The following is a 14,763-nucleotide window of genomic DNA, read 5'->3' on the forward strand; positions in this document are numbered from 1 at the left end:
TACTAATAGAATAAATTGGAACAGCAAAAAAATTTCGGGTCTTGGTGGGCAAGTCAAAAAGAAAATATCCGCACAATTGTAATTGCAGTGATTGTGGCGATTTTACTCAGAACATTTGTCATAGAACCACGATATATTCCATCTGCATCCATGGAACCCACCCTACATATTGAAGACCGCATCATTGTAGAAAAGGTGAGTAATTGGTGGCGATCGCCCCAGAGAGGAGAAATTTTAGTTTTTTATCCGCCAGAGTCGCCATTAATTGAAGATAATACCAAGGCATATATCAAGCGTGTCATTGGTTTGCCCGGTGAATTAATATCTATCCATGATGGACAAGTATTTATTAATGGGAAGCCCCTAAATGAACCCTATATTCTTGAACCCATAGACTATTACCTACCTGCTAATCCTCTGAATTCAGCGATCAAAGTTCCTGAAAATACCTATTGGATGATGGGCGATAATCGCAATAATAGTAACGATTCCCACGTGTGGGGATTTCTCCCTGAACAAAATATTGTCGGTAAAGCCATAGTGCGATTTTTCCCATGGGATGGACGCGCAGGTATTCTCGAACATCCAAGCTACGAACCTAATAATTAGCCTAATAATATCTTGGCAATTTCTGATACCTGTGACGCAGTGTCCTCAGTTAACGTTTTCAGACTAGCGATCGCAGGCTCTGTCCCAATATTTGCGAAAGCCTGTGCCAAACGGTGACGCACTTGCCAGTCTGGATGCTCCACAAGGGGTAATAATAAATCCAAGCTCCTTACATCCCCCAATTCACCCAATGCCCCAATTGCTGCGATTTTAACTAGATCATTAGGATTATGCGCCAAAGCATCTGCTAAAAGCTCAAAACCCCGTTGATCCCCTAATTCTCCCAAAGCCGCAATAATACTAAACTGCATCATCCAGTCCGTGGTATTTCGATAGGCATTAGCCAAATGGGTAAAGGCATCAGTCAGCTTTAAGGCTCCAATGGCATCCGCCGCCGCCGCCCGCACATCTATTTCTGGATCAGTTAATAGGCGGTCACACAAAATCTGACCAGATTGCTCTAAATTATGATTGCCAATGGTTGCTAATTGACTGACAGCATCATAACGAATTCTAGTATGGGGATCGCTAGTAGCAATAGCTACAAATTCAAACCTTTCCGCTACAGCTAAACCCCTACTTTGAGCCAAAGCTTGCATGCGATCGCCGTAATTATCAGACTTAAGCTGGTTACGGAGCAAGTCAATATCTATCATTATGTGATTTTGTGCTAATAAGTACACTAATAAGCTAAGGTTTCTAGGGTTTCACGCAGATAGCTAGTTACCAGTTCATCAATGCGATCGGAGTTTAGCTCCTGTTTCTGATCTTTACCGTAGGTTTCTGCTAATCTAGTGCGTCTCCACTTTTCAAAACCACTGCTACCTGCAATTACTTGCTTAAGGGATTCCCAATTTTTGGTGTCTGGCTGGGTGAGATTCATATTTAGCTTTCCTCTGGCTAGGTTTAGGCTAACTCTTAACTATTTTAATAACTGTTTACTTGCGAGATTTACTTTCGAGATAATGTTAAGAGCTAATGTAAATACTAGCACCTTCTTTCCTGAAGTATTTGTAACTATGAATGCAGTCCAAACTTCTTTGCGTCCCAGTTATGCTATACCCGCCGTAGTTGGCATAGTTGGCATCGGGCTATGGTTTCTCAAATTTTGGGCGATCGCTGGCTTTTTGATCCTATTTAGCCTATTTTTAACTTTTCAAACCGCCACATTATTATTGGTTTTTACACCTACAGCCTTAGATATTTATCGTAATCGCACTTTAACTCGACAATTTCCCTACCAAGACTGGCAAAATTGGCAGATTTTTTGGCAACCAGTTCCGATCCTGTTCTATTTTAAGGAAGTTAAAAGTATTCATTTTTTACCAATAATTTTTGATGCCCATGCCCTGAAAGCTAACCTTGAACAACACTGTCCAAAAGCCATAGATCAAAAGTTATAAATCAAACTAGAGATCAATAAAGCTGGGGCTAAAATCGGGGGCGATCGCTAAAATCGTATTCCCCGCTAAACTAATCCAGTCTGAATGCTCAAATAACGGCTCCGAAGCAATCAGCATACTATCCACACTGCGTAACCAATACAAAGAAGGAATGGGGGTACGACTGGCACAACGACTGGCAACTAACTGCTTACCATCACTGACAATCAGATTTAAGGAAGCATTAACACTGTACTTATGACACAGGTCGATTACCGCTGCCAAAGTTTCCTGTAGGGCTAAAACCATGGAGCCAGAGTTGTGGATAAGATTTTGAAAAAATAAAGCTAAAATATGCTCCGAATCAGTATTTCCAGAAATATTTTGATAGTATTCGTCCTTTAATAAAGAGCGCAGGGGACGATAGAGCGATCGGTGAAAATCCTCAATATAACCATTGTGAACGCCAATCACATCTCGATGGCTAAAAGGTTGGCAATTGGCTAAATCCAGAGACTGTCCGGGGGTGGCACTGCGAATATTGGCTAAAATACAGTTCGATTTGATATATCGTCCCAAGTGTAAAAGATTAATATCATTCCAAATGGGTAAAGTATTTTTATAAAAAAAAGGTGGCTGGGCGGGAGCATACCAACCAATGCCAAATCCATCGGCATTTAATAGTCCTGCCGTCATTTCTTGGGGCTGATAGCTTTGTACCGTTAGTGAGTGCGTAGTCTTACTTACCAAATGCTCAAGATAGATCGATTCCCGTCCCAAATAGCCAACTAAACGACACATTAATTTTTCCTATGAATTAATAGGAAATCTTAGTTGATCTGGGTTAATTTTTCTGGCTAAATCCGCTACAAGGCGATCGCAAACTTTTTGGGGTGAGTCATCGGTATCTATTACTAGGCAAACATCAGCTTGGGCATAGAGGGAACGTCTTTGTTCATAAAGTTTAGTCAAAGTTGCCAATGGATCGGCAGTTTCTAATAAAGGACGAACATGATGACTAGAACGCAGCCGATGATATAGCTGTTGCATAGACACATCCAGCCATACTACTAGCCCATTCCGTAAGTGTGACCAGTTCAAGCGATCAAGGACAATCCCACCACCCGTAGCCACAACTAGTCTTGTATAGGCAGAAACTTCAGATAACACCTGATGCTCAATTTGACGAAAACCTGATTCCCCAGATTCAGCAAAAATTTGGGCAACGGTACGTTTGGTACAAGCCTCTACTAAACTATCAGTATCCACAAATCTGTAATTCAATCTGTCGGCGAGCAGTTTACCAATGGTAGATTTTCCTGCCCCCATCATGCCAATTAAATAGATGTTTGTCCCATCTAGCATATTTACGTTACTTATTAACTTACCTACCAAACTAACAATTAGAACTAGCGATTAGACAAATGCCGACTCAGTAGTTGCTTTTCTAGGGCGGCAATCCGTTCGTAGGCATAGGTCAATTGGGCAGATAGCCTTCCAAGTTGCCATTCACAGGGAATCTGCTGATCGCCTTGACAAACATGGGCATTATCTTCATCAATAATATCCTTATGGGCAAAACTATACTCTAGGGTTTCTCGTTGTAGTCGGTTTATAGAACTTGCTTCATTGGTTATGCCATTACTTACAAGGGCAGCAATAATCTGCTTAGGCATAGCCTCGATAACGTGATTGAGGTGACGTAGCTGATCTCTAAGTTCAAAAATTTGAGTTTGCAAGTCGTTCATAGCGATACTTCCCTGATAAGGATTCCTATATATTAGTTAACCTATTTGGAAAATACGGCGATCGCAGAATTATTTAAGTTTTAACCTAGATTTAAAAAAGGAGTTTGGGGCAAAGCCCCAACTGAGGGTGCAGCCCTCAAACTCCCTTCAATCCGTACTTAATAAATTTGAGTGCGTAAGTTACTATTAGCTGGCAATAATATATTCCTGAACCCGTTGACGACGTTTGCGTAAAGCATCCATTGCCTGACGCTCTAATTGGCGCACCTGTTCACGGCTCAAGTCCATGCGCTTACTGATACTAGCTAAGGATAGTTCTTGACCATCTTCTAAGCCATATCGCAAGATCATTACCTGTCTTTGTTTAGGACTAAGTTCAGATAGTAGTGACTGTACCCCATCACGCAGCGACTCATTCAAGGCATAGGTTTCAGGAGAATGCCCCTGATCCTCAAGTAAGTCAGCAAGCTCAGTATCTTGATTATCGCCAATGCGTAAATCCAGGGATATCGGTTGACGTGCCAAAGATAAACATTCTCGCACCTGTTCTGGCTTAATTTCTAAAGTTTCAGCTACTTCTGCAGCTGTTGCTACTCGACCTAAGTCTTGAGCAAGTTGGCGTTGTGCCTTTTTAATCTTATTAAGCTTTTCGGTGATATGAACGGGTAGCCGAATGGTACGAGCCTGTTGAGCGATCGCTCTGGTAATTGCTTGTCTGATCCACCAGTAGGCATAGGTGGAAAACTTGAAGCCCTTAGTTGGGTCAAATTTATCCACAGCCCTTTCAAGCCCTAGGGTTCCCTCTTGGACTAAATCTAAAAGTTCCAGATTACGTTTTTGATACTTTTTAGCTACGGACACTACTAGGCGTAGATTGGCTTCAATCATCTTACGTTTAGCTCTGGTTCCTTGCTTCAGGGCATCATTTAAAGCATTCGGCTCAAGCCCCACAGCCTGCGCCCATTCCTCTTGGGTAGGTAGGCGATCAAACTGCTCAGATAGGGTTTCTTGGGTGGTGATATATCCCATCAAATGCTGAACCTGCTTGCCATATATAATTTCCTCCTCGTTAGTAAGCAGAGGAATTTTCCCAATCTCATGCAAATAGGTACGCACCATATCGGCAGATAGAGTGCCTTGCTTGGCTTTGGCTGGTGATTTTATGGACTGTGTCAGCTTTTGTTTAGGCATTGTGTTAACTCCTTACTGAACTCCTTATTCAGATTCAGCAGACTAAAGAATTGAAAATCATTATGTAACTTGCTTGTGTTAGTTTATTTTTTTGCAAACCGTTTAGTTTTGTAAACTTTATAAGCTTAATTGTAATTTGTGGTCAGGTAATCGATTATGATAGCTAGTTATTTTTAAATAGCAATAGTTTTGTATTAATTATTATTACAGATTTATGCAAAAACTCAACATTAGATTTCATAGTTATTTGCGCCTTATTTTTTAAGTATTTACACTCATTGCATAGAAACTACGTATAAACTGACATTACCTTTTCTGCTATTACGCCATTAGGTAAAAATCAGATGCCTTAAATCCGAATATTTTTTTTAAGATTTAAGGCTATGACGAAAACATGGGCAAGTTTGTGCCATAAGTTTATATATTTACTAAATTTTTAGTTGCCAAATTTTAGCTAATTAGATAAGAACAACTAGCGATCGCTGATATTCGGGCTGAATTGACTGCTATCAAACTCTATTACACTAAGACTGATTGACCTAGAAATAAGTTTAAATAAGGCTTTCTTAATTTAGGTTTATTAGCCTATTTAGGATGCCATTCTTGAATAATCTTAGGTGAATTAGGTTTGCTTAGATGAGTTGCCTCGACAAAACGAGTGACTCGATTGGGATCAATAGATTGATGAATCTGCCCGTTGCGCTTTAAAGAGCTAGAAACAATTACCCCGTTAGCATACTTGAGGAGTTGGGCAACATTTTCGGCGGTGGCACCCGAACCCACTAAAAATGGTACATCTCGACAGGCGATCGCTGCTTCTTGCAAATCTTGATGGGTAGGAGCATCACCTGTGGCAAAACCCGATAGGATAACTCCGTCCGCTAAACCTCTATAAATAGCGTCATGAATGGCTAAGGTTAAATTGGGAACCGAAATTGGGTGAGCGTGTTTGACAAGAACATCAGCAAAAATTTTGACATCACAGCCTAGTTCTCGGCGATAGCGTAATAGTTCGTAAGCGTTGCCTTCGATAATTCCTTGATCCGTTGCCATTACTCCAGTTAGGACATTAACTCGGATAAATTTAGCACCAACACAGGCAGCGATCGCCATTGCCGAAAGAGCATCATTGCGTAAAACGTTAATCCCTACCGGCACATCGACCATTTGCATAATACGTTGTACGACCAAGGTCATCGCACTAATTACGGCTGGATCAACTCGACCACTGGTAAAAGGGGCATCAAAAAAATTCTCTATGATAATCCCATGTACCCCTCCTGATGCTAGGGCAGTTGCCTCCTGTTCGGCTCGATCAAGTATGTGTTTTAAGTTCCCTCCCCAACGAGGCGAAGTGGGTAAGGGTAGAAGGTGTACAACACCTATAACAGGATGGGAGTTATCAAATATTTGGTTCAGATCCACACGCTTGGTTATTTAAGAAGATACCAATTATTGCTTTACTGTACCTTGATTGGGTACACAAAATCTTAAGTATCAGCAAAAGTCATCGGTTATTTTTAATTAGTTTTTAAGTAATCACCTATACAAATATTAAGGGGAGAAATATTTAGGGGAGATGTGCTGCCCCCTAAAGTTAATTAATTACTAGTTGAAATATCTAGTTAAATTACTAAGCAAGTTTATTGGCGATCGCCTCTGCCATTTCTTGAGTACCAACGGGGGTAATCCCAGCTTTAGCAAGGTCATAGGTAACGCTTGTTCCTTCGTTAATTACGTCCTCTACAGCTTGTTGCAGGCGATCAGCAGCCTCAATTTCGTTTAAGTGTCTGAGCATCATTACTCCCGACAAAATTAGGGCGGTGGGGTTAACCTTATTTTGACCTGCATATTTGGGAGCAGAACCGTGAATTGCCTCAAATACCGCAATATCAGTGCCAAAGTTACCACCGGGGGCTACACCTAGTCCGCCAATCATGCCCGCACATAGATCGGAAACAATATCTCCATACAAGTTGGGGAGAACCAAAACATCATAGAGTTCAGGCTTCTGCATTAGCTGCATACACATATTATCGACAATGCGATCGTCAAACTCTATATTTGGGTAGTCCTTTGCCACATCCTTAGCTACTTCTAAAAATAGACCATCGGTAAATTTCATGATGTTGGCTTTATGCACGGCTGTAACTTTTTTACGACCATTAGCTTGGGCATAGTCAAAGGCAAATTTCACGATGCGGCGACTACCCATATCAGAAATAGGTTTTACCCCGATCGCCGAATGCGGCACTATTTTTTTCTTGGATAAATTCTGCAAATATTCTAAAGCTTGTTCTGCTTCGGGCGTACCTGTTTGAAATTCAATACCAGCGTAGAGGTCTTCGGTGTTTTCTCTGACAATTACAAGATCGACATTTCTAAATGCACTTTTGACCCCATCAATGGATTTAGCGGGGCGCAGATTGGCATAGAGGTCTAGTTCTTTACGAATTGCGACGTTTACAGATCGAAAGCCAGAGCCTACGGGTGTAGTAATTGGTCCTTTGATGGCGGTTTTTGTTGCCTTTATGGACTCAAGCACATGATCAGGAAGTGGAGTTCCGTACTGCTCCATCACATCCACCCCAGCATCAACAACTACCCAGTCAATTTTTACGCCTGTAGCATCTATCGCTGTTTGTGTAGCTTTTGCTACTTCTGGTCCAATTCCGTCGCCTCTAACTAAAGTTACTGAATGTGTCACTGAATTTACCTAATGTTTTCAAAATCATACCAATCAAGCCCATATTAATTTAGAACGGGTTGGTAAAATCGACACATAAAACACAGAAAATAGAATCTAAATAGACAAGAGAATCTCAGTGTATTATTAAAATAAAGTAACATTTCATTAAGTAATTATGAGCAATCCTTTAACTCGCGCCTTTTTCATTGGTAGAGCCACCGCCGAGGCAATAATTGAACAAGTGGAAGATACCTTAACTGATGCTTTGAGTGCCTTTGGTAAGTTTGATGCTGAACAAAGGGAAAAATTAAGAACTTTTACGGAAACAGTTTTAGAAAAAGCAGATTTAGCAGAAGGACAAACCGTAACTACAACGACCACTCAAGATGTGGATTTACAGGAAGTTATAGACAAACTGCGGGCTGAGGTTGCTAATTTACGCTCAGAACTGCAAGAGTACCGTAATAACCAAAACTAATTTACCAATTCAAACTACCAATTAATTTGAGCCGCCCCAGCGATCGCCACTGGATGCAATAACCGAAATGCTACTACGGCGATCAATACGCCAATATAGGCGGGACGTAGAAATTCCTGCCACTGAATTTCTTGTTTTCCTTGCCATACTGCCAAAAACGGGATGACCGATGTTCGATTTTTAATTTCTAAAAAAGCTGCCCCAAATCTTTGCTCTAGGCGGCGATCGCCATGCCAAACCCCAAATAAATGATGCAAAATCAGCCCTGTTGAAGCCACAATCATAAAGCTAGAGCCAATCCAGAGGGTGTGAGCAATGCACCAAATCACCTGTCCTACCATCTGCGGATGCCTCGAAATTCTAATAATGCCTGTTTCATATAAATGGACTTGAGGTTTTTGGATGGCGGCAATTTCCAATAGATTAAAGGTAGCGGGATAGAGAAAGATAAAAGAAATTACGGAAACCACGGATACTAGTGTTTTGATCCCAGTTACATCTTGAACATTCCAGAGGATAACGCCATCGTAGCGATGATTAAAGAAGTAAATTAGCATTACCGTAGCTAGGGTTAAGCTCACCAAGGCAAAAATTACTCTGTATGCCCTTGCTCCAATTTTTGTTTCTGCTTTTGCCCTTAAGGCTGCTAACCCACTGTGGGCGATCGCAAACCCTAAAATTAAGCCCAACATGATCAGGTGTGATGAATATTCTGAGATCAAATCTGATAGAAAGTTTAATGAAAATGGCATTAATTAATGATTAGTTAAGAATTAAAAGTAAATTTAGCGTTAATTTCAATATGCCACATCTTCCCATCTATAGCTCTACAATCACAGGAGTATGGTCGCTGGGCTGAGGATTTTTACGGGGATTAATATCAATTTCACAACTTAGCGATCGCTCATATAAGTCCTTAGTGGCATAGTGATGATCAATGCGCCAGCCATGATTACGCCGAAAGGAACCTGCCCGATAATCCCACCAGCTATAGTGTCCTTCCCCGTCATAAAACCTTCTAAAAACATCTTTAAATCCCAAATCTAAAATACTTTGCAATGCCGCTCTTTCGGTGTCCGATGCCATGATTTTTGTTTCCCGCTTGGCTGGATCATGAATATCTATGTCCTCAAGGGCAATATTAAAGTCGCCACAAATTAAAATGTTGGATTCATGCTTAAGGGTTTCTTCTAAATAGGATTTTAAAAGAGCTAACCACTTTAATTTATATTCATATTTTTCCGAGGCGATCGCCGAACCATTAGGTACATATAGGTTAACAATCCTGACATCACCAATTACGCCAGAGATTACCCGTTTTTGCAGATCAAACTCTGGATCAACATTTTTTAAGACTGCCGAAAAACCATTGCGAATCCCAGTTAATTCCTGCCGAGCAATTAAAGCTACACCATTATAGGACTTCTGCCCGTAGATATAGACAAAATAGCCTAACTCTTCCAATGGAGCTAAAGGAAAATCAGCATCAGATACCTTTGTTTCCTGTAGGCACAGCACATCAAGATCGGGACGACTTTCTAACCAGGCGATCGCTTGATCTAAACGACTCCGAATTGAGTTAACATTCCAAGTGGCAATTTGCATTAGTCTATATCTTTAGCGTAATTTTGAGCGTGATCGGCTATTTTAGAATATTCTGAATTTGCAACCTATGGAATGGGAAATTTTACTGTCAGACACTCCTAAGATTTTTTCTCAAGTTTATTATTAATAATTTCATTAGCAACATCCTCTATGAATCCTCTAAAGCCCGCGACTACCCTAATGAATAATCTTAAATATCCTCAGAAGTTTTTGGTAATTAGTCTGATTTTTTCACTGCCAATGGTATTAATGCTGTACTTATTAGTAACAGAAATTAATAGTAGGGTTGAGTTTGCCCGTAAGGAAATCATAGGAAATCAATATTTGCGCTCTTTAAATCAAGTTTGGAAATATACACTTCAAGGCAAAGTTGCGATCCAAGACAAAGATTCTAATTTTAATCAATCTCAAATTGCAGAGTCATTAAAAAATTTGGAATCTGTTAATCAGAGCTTAGAATCTAAACTACAAACCACAGAAATTTATCGAGAGCTAACAGATGTTACTAAAACTCTAAGTAAAATTGATAATAGTCAGAATGCGTTTATTTACCAGATTCAAATCAATACTATTAAAAAACTAAGATCACAAGTAGGAGATACATCTAATTTAATTCTTGATCCAGACTTAGATACCTATTATTTGATGGATACAACATTACTAAGGTTGCCTGCTATTCAACAAATATTAACTGAAATTGAATTTATTACCAGAGAAACTAGTAATCGTGGGTTCTTAACTGCCAGCGAAGAATCAAGGTTAAATCAGCTATCAGCTCTTCTAAAAGAACAAAGTCAAACTCTCAATACAAACCTCAATAATTCTTTTAAGAATAATCCTGCCAATAATTTATCACCTAAACTTGGAGCGGATTTAGGAAAACTTTTAGATAACTTTAAACAAATTAGCCAAGACCTAGATCAAGCTGTCGCTAAAAATAAAACTCTCAGTTTTACTGGAATTGATATTATCAAAAATTCCAATCAAGAATCATTTAAATTTGCAGATAAAACCCTAGATCAACTAGATATTTTACTAAATTATCGTATTAATAGTTTTATTCATAAGCAGATACTAATATCTCTATTTGTTGTAACTATTTTATTGGTAGTAGCCTATTTATTTGTTGGCTTTTATCAATCGGTAATGCAAACAGTCAGGTGCTTGGATGTCGCTGCTAAACGTATGACTAATGGTAATGCTGGAAATTTAGAAACTATTAGCTTAGATACTAAGGATGAATTGGGAACAGTGGTTGAGGCGTTTAATCGTATTGCAGTGGCATTGGTTGAGGCTATTAATTCTGCCCGTAGTTCAGAGGTTAAGTATCGTAGTATTTTTGAAAATGCGATCGAAGGAATTTTTCAAACCTCTCCCCAAGGTGAATATGTCAGCGTTAACCCATCCTTGGTAAAAATGTATGGTTATGACTCCGCAGATGAATTAATCAGTACCTGCACCAACGTAGAACATCAGCTTTATGTTGATCCACATCGCCGTCAGGATTTTGTTAATCTCATGGCTAAAAATAATCAGGTGATCAAATTTGAATCGGAAATTTATCGTAAAGATCGCAGTACAATTTGGATTTCTGAAGATGCTCGTGCAGTAAAAAATGAGCAAGGGGAATTACTTTACTATGAAGGTTCGGTCAGAGATATTAGCGATCGCAAAGCCGCAGAAAAATCCCTACAAAAAGCCAATCTATCCATAATTTTGCTCAATGAACAGCTAAAAGCTGAAAATATGCGTATGAGTGCGGAACTCTCAATTTCTCGACGACTACAACAAATGATCCTGCCTAGGGATGAAGAGCTAAAGCAGATTAAGGAATTAGATATTTCTGGCTATATGGAACCAGCAACGGAAGTAGGTGGTGATTATTATGATATTTTGGTGGAAGATGGGGGGAAAATTAAAATTGGGATTGGGGATGTTACTGGACATGGACTGGAAAGTAGCGTCCTGATGATTATGGTGCAGACGGCGGTGCGAACTCTACTGGTTAATAATGAAACTGATCCGATTCGCTTTTTGAATACTCTCAACCGTACTATTTATGATAATGCTCAACGCATGGAGTCTGGGAAAAATCTCACCCTTTCTCTGATTGACTATGAATGCGGTAAATTCACCATCAGTGGACAACATGAGGAAATGATTATTGTGCGAGCTACCGGTGAAGTTGAAAGAATTGACACAATCGATTTAGGCTTCCCCATTGGCTTGGAACCTCATATTGGGGATTTTATTAATAAAACTGAAGTAGAACTGAATGAAAATGATGTGGTTGTACTTTATACCGATGGGGTTACGGAAGCAGAAGATATGGAAAAGGAACAGTACGGCATAGATCGACTTTGTACCGTGGTCTTAGAACATTCTCATCTTAGTGCCAACGACATTCGCCAAGCCGTAATTGACAACTTGCGATCGCACATTGGAGAACAGCAGGTATTTGACGACATTACCCTATTAGTGATCAAACAGAAATAATCTGAAAACCGAAGGTGATACTATTAAGTGGATTGAGATTAATTTAAGATTAAATCAAACGAGATTAAATGAGATAGAAGTTACCTCTTTAAAACTATGGAACTTTGGGAGCAGGTCAGTCGGCAACGGGTGCAATACATCATCGATAGCTATGAACTTGATGGTGAAGATGGTGAGGATTTCAATGACTATTTAGAAGAACTACTAATTGCCTATGCGCCCCCACAAATTGAATTAGCGATCGTGGAAACCATCGTTGCCAGTTGGCTTAAATTGCCTTCAACCAAAGGGATAGAATTTATGGAGCAGGCACATGAACGCTTGAAGGCTTGGGAAAGTAACTTTCAAATAACTATCACCCCTTCACAATTTCGTCAGATTACTGGACTTGACCCTACTCCAGTATTTGGTCAGTATCGCAATAATTTTTGTCTTAGCTAGGTAATTCTAGGTCAAGCTGTTTACGGCGATCGCGGGGAACCCACACTAACTCACCCCTTAGTACCTGTTCTAAGGCATCCTGCACAACCATAGCCACATTTTGCCAGTTTAGGTCAGTAACCTGTAAGATATCCTGCAATTCAATTATGGCTAATTCCTGCTCATGGGAAAATCTATCGGCGGGAATTGGTGGCAAAAAACGGGATGGGGATTTTAAGATTGTAATTACTCCCTGTCTGACGGTGACGAGAATATCCGATGACAACTCGGTGCGGGCGCGTTCTCGCCAATACTTTAACCCACTTTCACTAGTGGCATACATTGGAGGTAAACGATTCAGAGCATAGGCTGAGACTTCTTCTAGGGTTACACGCTGACTTAAATTATCGGCAAGCTTGCTAATCTGTCTCTGTGCGACTGAAGCTACTAAATTTTCTAAGGTATTAACAAAATTCCAAGAAGCAGGTGCCATATAGGAGGCAAACTCTTTCATCTCGGTCATTTGGATAATGTTATCACCAACGAGGGGGCGAGAAGTTTTAGCTTTCCATGTTAACTCTTCGGAGTGACGTTTAAGGTAATCAGAGACAGTGGAGGCATCACGCAAAGCTTTGCTTTTATAGGTACTATAGGCAACTGCTCCTTTGAGCTTGATCTCCAATAGTGCCTTTTCCACAGCATCGGGAACATCACGCCAACGCAGATCAGAGATACCTAAAATTTCCTGTAATTTTAATAGCGATCGCTCTTCACGCTCTAGCTCACTGTCAGGGAGGGGGGTATTATCTTTGAGGGAGTCTTTTTTAACACCAATTAGTCCTTTGCTAATGGTTTGAGCTATTTCCTGTTTCATGTCCGTGTGGGCGCGCTTTTGCTGCTGGATATAACCACGGCGGGTGGTGGCATACATCGGAGGAAGACGGTTTAAGGCATAGGCAGCCACTTCATCAAGGCTAGGTTTAGCTTTGACCGCAGAAGACAAGCGGGAAATTTGGGCTTTGATCTCTTCTACGACTAATTCTTCGATCGCATTTCGACAACCTTGGATCGCCATTTAAAACAAGTTTTAGGGTAAGGTGTTTGATGATTAATTGTACAAGATTAAACCTAAGATTTTTAAGAGCTAAGATTTTCCCTAAGACTTAAGGTTTCTTAGCTTTTATGCTCACTTTTATCCTCGAAATATAATCGGGATTAAATAATTAGAATTAAATAATAATATGGAAAACTTGAAAACTCAGTTAAATAACTTGCTTCAAAAAGCTAAGGGCATATTTACCCAACTGCAAGAGCGATTACCTAAGTCCATGCCTGCAAAACCTGTAACCGCAAAACCAACGGCTTCCTCTCCCCTTGGCGATCGCATTCGAGCAGAATTGTTAGAGGCTGTAACTTTTATCCAAAATAGATTATTGCCTACGGTGTTAGGCTTTGTGGCTAAGGTGGTTGATAAAATCGATCCTCCCCTAAGTTCAGTAGTTAATAAGGTTACGTCTAATCCTACGGTTATTAACGCTGGGCAAAAATTACAAGCCACCAGTCTATGGCAAAAGTCCTCCATAGCTTTGGCTCCAATTTGGCGATCTCTGACAGAAACCCTAAAGCCTGTATCGACATCTGAAAGTGTTAAACCAATTTTGGCAAAACCCGTTGGTACCTTTGCGCTGGTTTTAGTTTTGACCTTTTTATTATCCCTTAGACCTCATCCTGTAGCTTCTGTGGCAGTTGTGACTCCGATCCAACCAGTCCAAACGCAGCCCAAGCCCTTAACCGAGTTAATTCCTGCGGAAAGTGGTGATGCTCCGATTTCACCTGAGAAAGTATTAGTTAGCAGCATTCAGGCACAGGTTGTGGATATTTCCAGGTCCTACGGTGAGGCTTTAATTGGTGGAGTGCAGACTAATTTTAGGTTGGGTAGATTGATTGTGCAGTTATCAGATGCTTGGTATCAACTTAGTCCCGAACGCCAAGAACAGTTAGTTACGGATTTAGCAGAGCGATCGCAAACTTTAAGCTTCAAAAAATTATTTCTAGTGGATGTCGATCAACACCTACTGGCAAGAACATCCGCCATAGTTAAAGAAGGTAGTGCCGAGATGATTATTTTGCGCCGTTAATTATTTT

17 protein-coding genes are annotated in these 14,763 nt (G+C 40.2%); 6 read left to right on the top strand and 11 right to left on the bottom strand.

All coding sequences use genetic code 11. The features are described 5' to 3' along the window. The first annotated feature begins 15 nt into the window (after positions 1-15). Complete coding sequence (gene lepB / locus SYN7502_RS00160; RefSeq protein ID WP_015166866.1) at positions 16-609, top strand: signal peptidase I; 594 nt, start codon at positions 16-18, stop codon at positions 607-609. Here lepB and SYN7502_RS00165 read toward each other — a convergent pair. Both SYN7502_RS00165 and SYN7502_RS00170 read right to left on the bottom strand, forming a co-directional pair. Then, the gene (locus tag SYN7502_RS00165) at positions 606-1,265 is read right to left on the bottom strand and encodes a HEAT repeat domain-containing protein (RefSeq protein ID WP_015166867.1); all 660 of its coding nucleotides are present in this window, start codon (positions 1,263-1,265) and stop codon (positions 606-608) included. The genes lepB and SYN7502_RS00165 overlap by 4 nt on opposite strands. A gap of 26 nt (positions 1,266-1,291) precedes the next feature. Beyond that, complete coding sequence (locus SYN7502_RS00170) at positions 1,292-1,492, bottom strand: hypothetical protein (protein WP_015166868.1); 201 nt, start codon at positions 1,490-1,492, stop codon at positions 1,292-1,294. Positions 1,493-1,628: 136 nt separating this feature from the next. Between SYN7502_RS00170 and SYN7502_RS00175 the strand changes: the two genes are divergently transcribed. Further along, a complete protein-coding gene (locus SYN7502_RS00175) occupies positions 1,629-2,012 on the top strand; it encodes a DUF3119 family protein (protein ID WP_144050149.1) in 384 nt (127 codons plus the stop codon). 6 nt (positions 2,013-2,018) lie between these two features. Here SYN7502_RS00175 and egtC read toward each other — a convergent pair whose 3' ends face one another. The 6 genes from egtC to SYN7502_RS00205 all read right to left on the bottom strand — a co-directional run bounded on the left by egtC (position 2,019) and on the right by SYN7502_RS00205 (position 7,637). Next, positions 2,019-2,792, bottom strand: a complete 774-nt coding sequence (egtC, locus tag SYN7502_RS00180; RefSeq protein ID WP_015166870.1) for an ergothioneine biosynthesis protein EgtC — start codon at positions 2,790-2,792, stop codon at positions 2,019-2,021. A 9-nt stretch (positions 2,793-2,801) separates the two neighbouring features. Continuing rightward, positions 2,802-3,356: a shikimate kinase gene (locus SYN7502_RS00185; protein WP_015166871.1), complete on the bottom strand. Its 555-nt coding sequence runs from the start codon at positions 3,354-3,356 to the stop codon at positions 2,802-2,804. Positions 3,357-3,400: 44 nt separating this feature from the next. Beyond that, positions 3,401-3,739: a hypothetical protein gene (locus SYN7502_RS00190; protein ID WP_015166872.1), complete on the bottom strand. Its 339-nt coding sequence runs from the start codon at positions 3,737-3,739 to the stop codon at positions 3,401-3,403. Positions 3,740-3,925: 186 nt separating this feature from the next. Then, entirely contained in the window at positions 3,926-4,930 is a 1,005-nt protein-coding gene (locus tag SYN7502_RS00195; RefSeq protein ID WP_015166873.1) for an RNA polymerase sigma factor, RpoD/SigA family, read from the bottom strand. A 585-nt stretch (positions 4,931-5,515) separates the two neighbouring features. Next, entirely contained in the window at positions 5,516-6,355 is an 840-nt protein-coding gene (gene btpA / locus SYN7502_RS00200; protein ID WP_015166874.1) for a photosystem I biogenesis protein BtpA, read from the bottom strand. A gap of 208 nt (positions 6,356-6,563) precedes the next feature. After that, positions 6,564-7,637, bottom strand: a complete 1,074-nt coding sequence (locus tag SYN7502_RS00205) for an isocitrate/isopropylmalate dehydrogenase family protein (protein ID WP_015166875.1) — start codon at positions 7,635-7,637, stop codon at positions 6,564-6,566. 157 nt (positions 7,638-7,794) lie between these two features. On the opposite strand from SYN7502_RS00205, the gene SYN7502_RS00210 reads away from it, so the two are divergent. Beyond that, positions 7,795-8,097: a DUF6825 family protein gene (locus tag SYN7502_RS00210; protein ID WP_015166876.1), complete on the top strand. Its 303-nt coding sequence runs from the start codon at positions 7,795-7,797 to the stop codon at positions 8,095-8,097. 14 nt (positions 8,098-8,111) lie between these two features. Here the strand turns inward: SYN7502_RS00210 and SYN7502_RS00215 are convergent, their stop codons facing one another. Further along, on the bottom strand, positions 8,112-8,849 hold the full coding sequence (locus tag SYN7502_RS00215) for an NnrU family protein (protein WP_015166877.1): 738 nt from the start codon (positions 8,847-8,849) through the stop codon (positions 8,112-8,114). Positions 8,850-8,916: 67 nt separating this feature from the next. Next, a complete protein-coding gene (xth, locus tag SYN7502_RS00220) occupies positions 8,917-9,702 on the bottom strand; it encodes an exodeoxyribonuclease III (RefSeq protein WP_015166878.1) in 786 nt (261 codons plus the stop codon). 180 nt (positions 9,703-9,882) lie between these two features. On the opposite strand from xth, the gene SYN7502_RS00225 reads away from it, so the two are divergent. Further along, the gene (locus tag SYN7502_RS00225; RefSeq protein WP_246828947.1) at positions 9,883-12,198 is read left to right on the top strand and encodes a SpoIIE family protein phosphatase; all 2,316 of its coding nucleotides are present in this window, start codon (positions 9,883-9,885) and stop codon (positions 12,196-12,198) included. 96 nt (positions 12,199-12,294) lie between these two features. After that, the gene (locus SYN7502_RS00230) at positions 12,295-12,639 is read left to right on the top strand and encodes a hypothetical protein (RefSeq protein WP_015166880.1); all 345 of its coding nucleotides are present in this window, start codon (positions 12,295-12,297) and stop codon (positions 12,637-12,639) included. Here SYN7502_RS00230 and SYN7502_RS00235 read toward each other — a convergent pair. Then, positions 12,632-13,693, bottom strand: a complete 1,062-nt coding sequence (locus SYN7502_RS00235; RefSeq protein ID WP_015166881.1) for a late competence development ComFB family protein — start codon at positions 13,691-13,693, stop codon at positions 12,632-12,634. The genes SYN7502_RS00230 and SYN7502_RS00235 overlap by 8 nt on opposite strands. A 166-nt stretch (positions 13,694-13,859) precedes the next feature. Between SYN7502_RS00235 and SYN7502_RS00240 the strand changes: the two genes are divergently transcribed. Then, positions 13,860-14,756 carry a hypothetical protein gene (locus tag SYN7502_RS00240; RefSeq protein ID WP_015166882.1) on the top strand — a complete coding sequence of 299 codons (897 nt, stop codon included), beginning with the start codon at positions 13,860-13,862 and terminating at the stop codon, positions 14,754-14,756. Positions 14,757-14,763 lie beyond the last annotated feature (7 nt).

Origin of the sequence: Synechococcus sp. PCC 7502 (assembly GCF_000317085.1) — a bacterium.
Taxonomy (GTDB): Bacteria; Cyanobacteriota; Cyanobacteriia; order Pseudanabaenales; family Pseudanabaenaceae; genus PCC-7502.

What these genes read in the sequence shown, in the direction of transcription:
- SYN7502_RS00165 (WP_015166867.1), bottom strand. Translation starts at nt 1,265, where the DNA reads ATGATAGATATTGACTTGCTCCGTAACCAGCTTAAGTCTGATAATTAC.
- SYN7502_RS00170 (WP_015166868.1), bottom strand. Translation starts at nt 1,492, where the DNA reads ATGAATCTCACCCAGCCAGACACCAAAAATTGGGAATCCCTTAAGCAA.
- SYN7502_RS00175 (WP_144050149.1), top strand. Translation starts at nt 1,629, where the DNA reads ATGAATGCAGTCCAAACTTCTTTGCGTCCCAGTTATGCTATACCCGCC.
- egtC (WP_015166870.1), bottom strand. Translation starts at nt 2,792, where the DNA reads ATGTGTCGTTTAGTTGGCTATTTGGGACGGGAATCGATCTATCTTGAG.
- SYN7502_RS00185 (WP_015166871.1), bottom strand. Translation starts at nt 3,356, where the DNA reads ATGCTAGATGGGACAAACATCTATTTAATTGGCATGATGGGGGCAGGA.
- SYN7502_RS00190 (WP_015166872.1), bottom strand. Translation starts at nt 3,739, where the DNA reads ATGAACGACTTGCAAACTCAAATTTTTGAACTTAGAGATCAGCTACGT.
- SYN7502_RS00195 (WP_015166873.1), bottom strand. Translation starts at nt 4,930, where the DNA reads ATGCCTAAACAAAAGCTGACACAGTCCATAAAATCACCAGCCAAAGCC.
- SYN7502_RS00210 (WP_015166876.1), top strand. Translation starts at nt 7,795, where the DNA reads ATGAGCAATCCTTTAACTCGCGCCTTTTTCATTGGTAGAGCCACCGCC.
- SYN7502_RS00215 (WP_015166877.1), bottom strand. Translation starts at nt 8,849, where the DNA reads ATGCCATTTTCATTAAACTTTCTATCAGATTTGATCTCAGAATATTCA.
- xth (WP_015166878.1), bottom strand. Translation starts at nt 9,702, where the DNA reads ATGCAAATTGCCACTTGGAATGTTAACTCAATTCGGAGTCGTTTAGAT.
- SYN7502_RS00225 (WP_246828947.1), top strand. Translation starts at nt 9,883, where the DNA reads ATGAATAATCTTAAATATCCTCAGAAGTTTTTGGTAATTAGTCTGATT.
- SYN7502_RS00230 (WP_015166880.1), top strand. Translation starts at nt 12,295, where the DNA reads ATGGAACTTTGGGAGCAGGTCAGTCGGCAACGGGTGCAATACATCATC.
- SYN7502_RS00235 (WP_015166881.1), bottom strand. Translation starts at nt 13,693, where the DNA reads ATGGCGATCCAAGGTTGTCGAAATGCGATCGAAGAATTAGTCGTAGAA.
- SYN7502_RS00240 (WP_015166882.1), top strand. Translation starts at nt 13,860, where the DNA reads ATGGAAAACTTGAAAACTCAGTTAAATAACTTGCTTCAAAAAGCTAAG.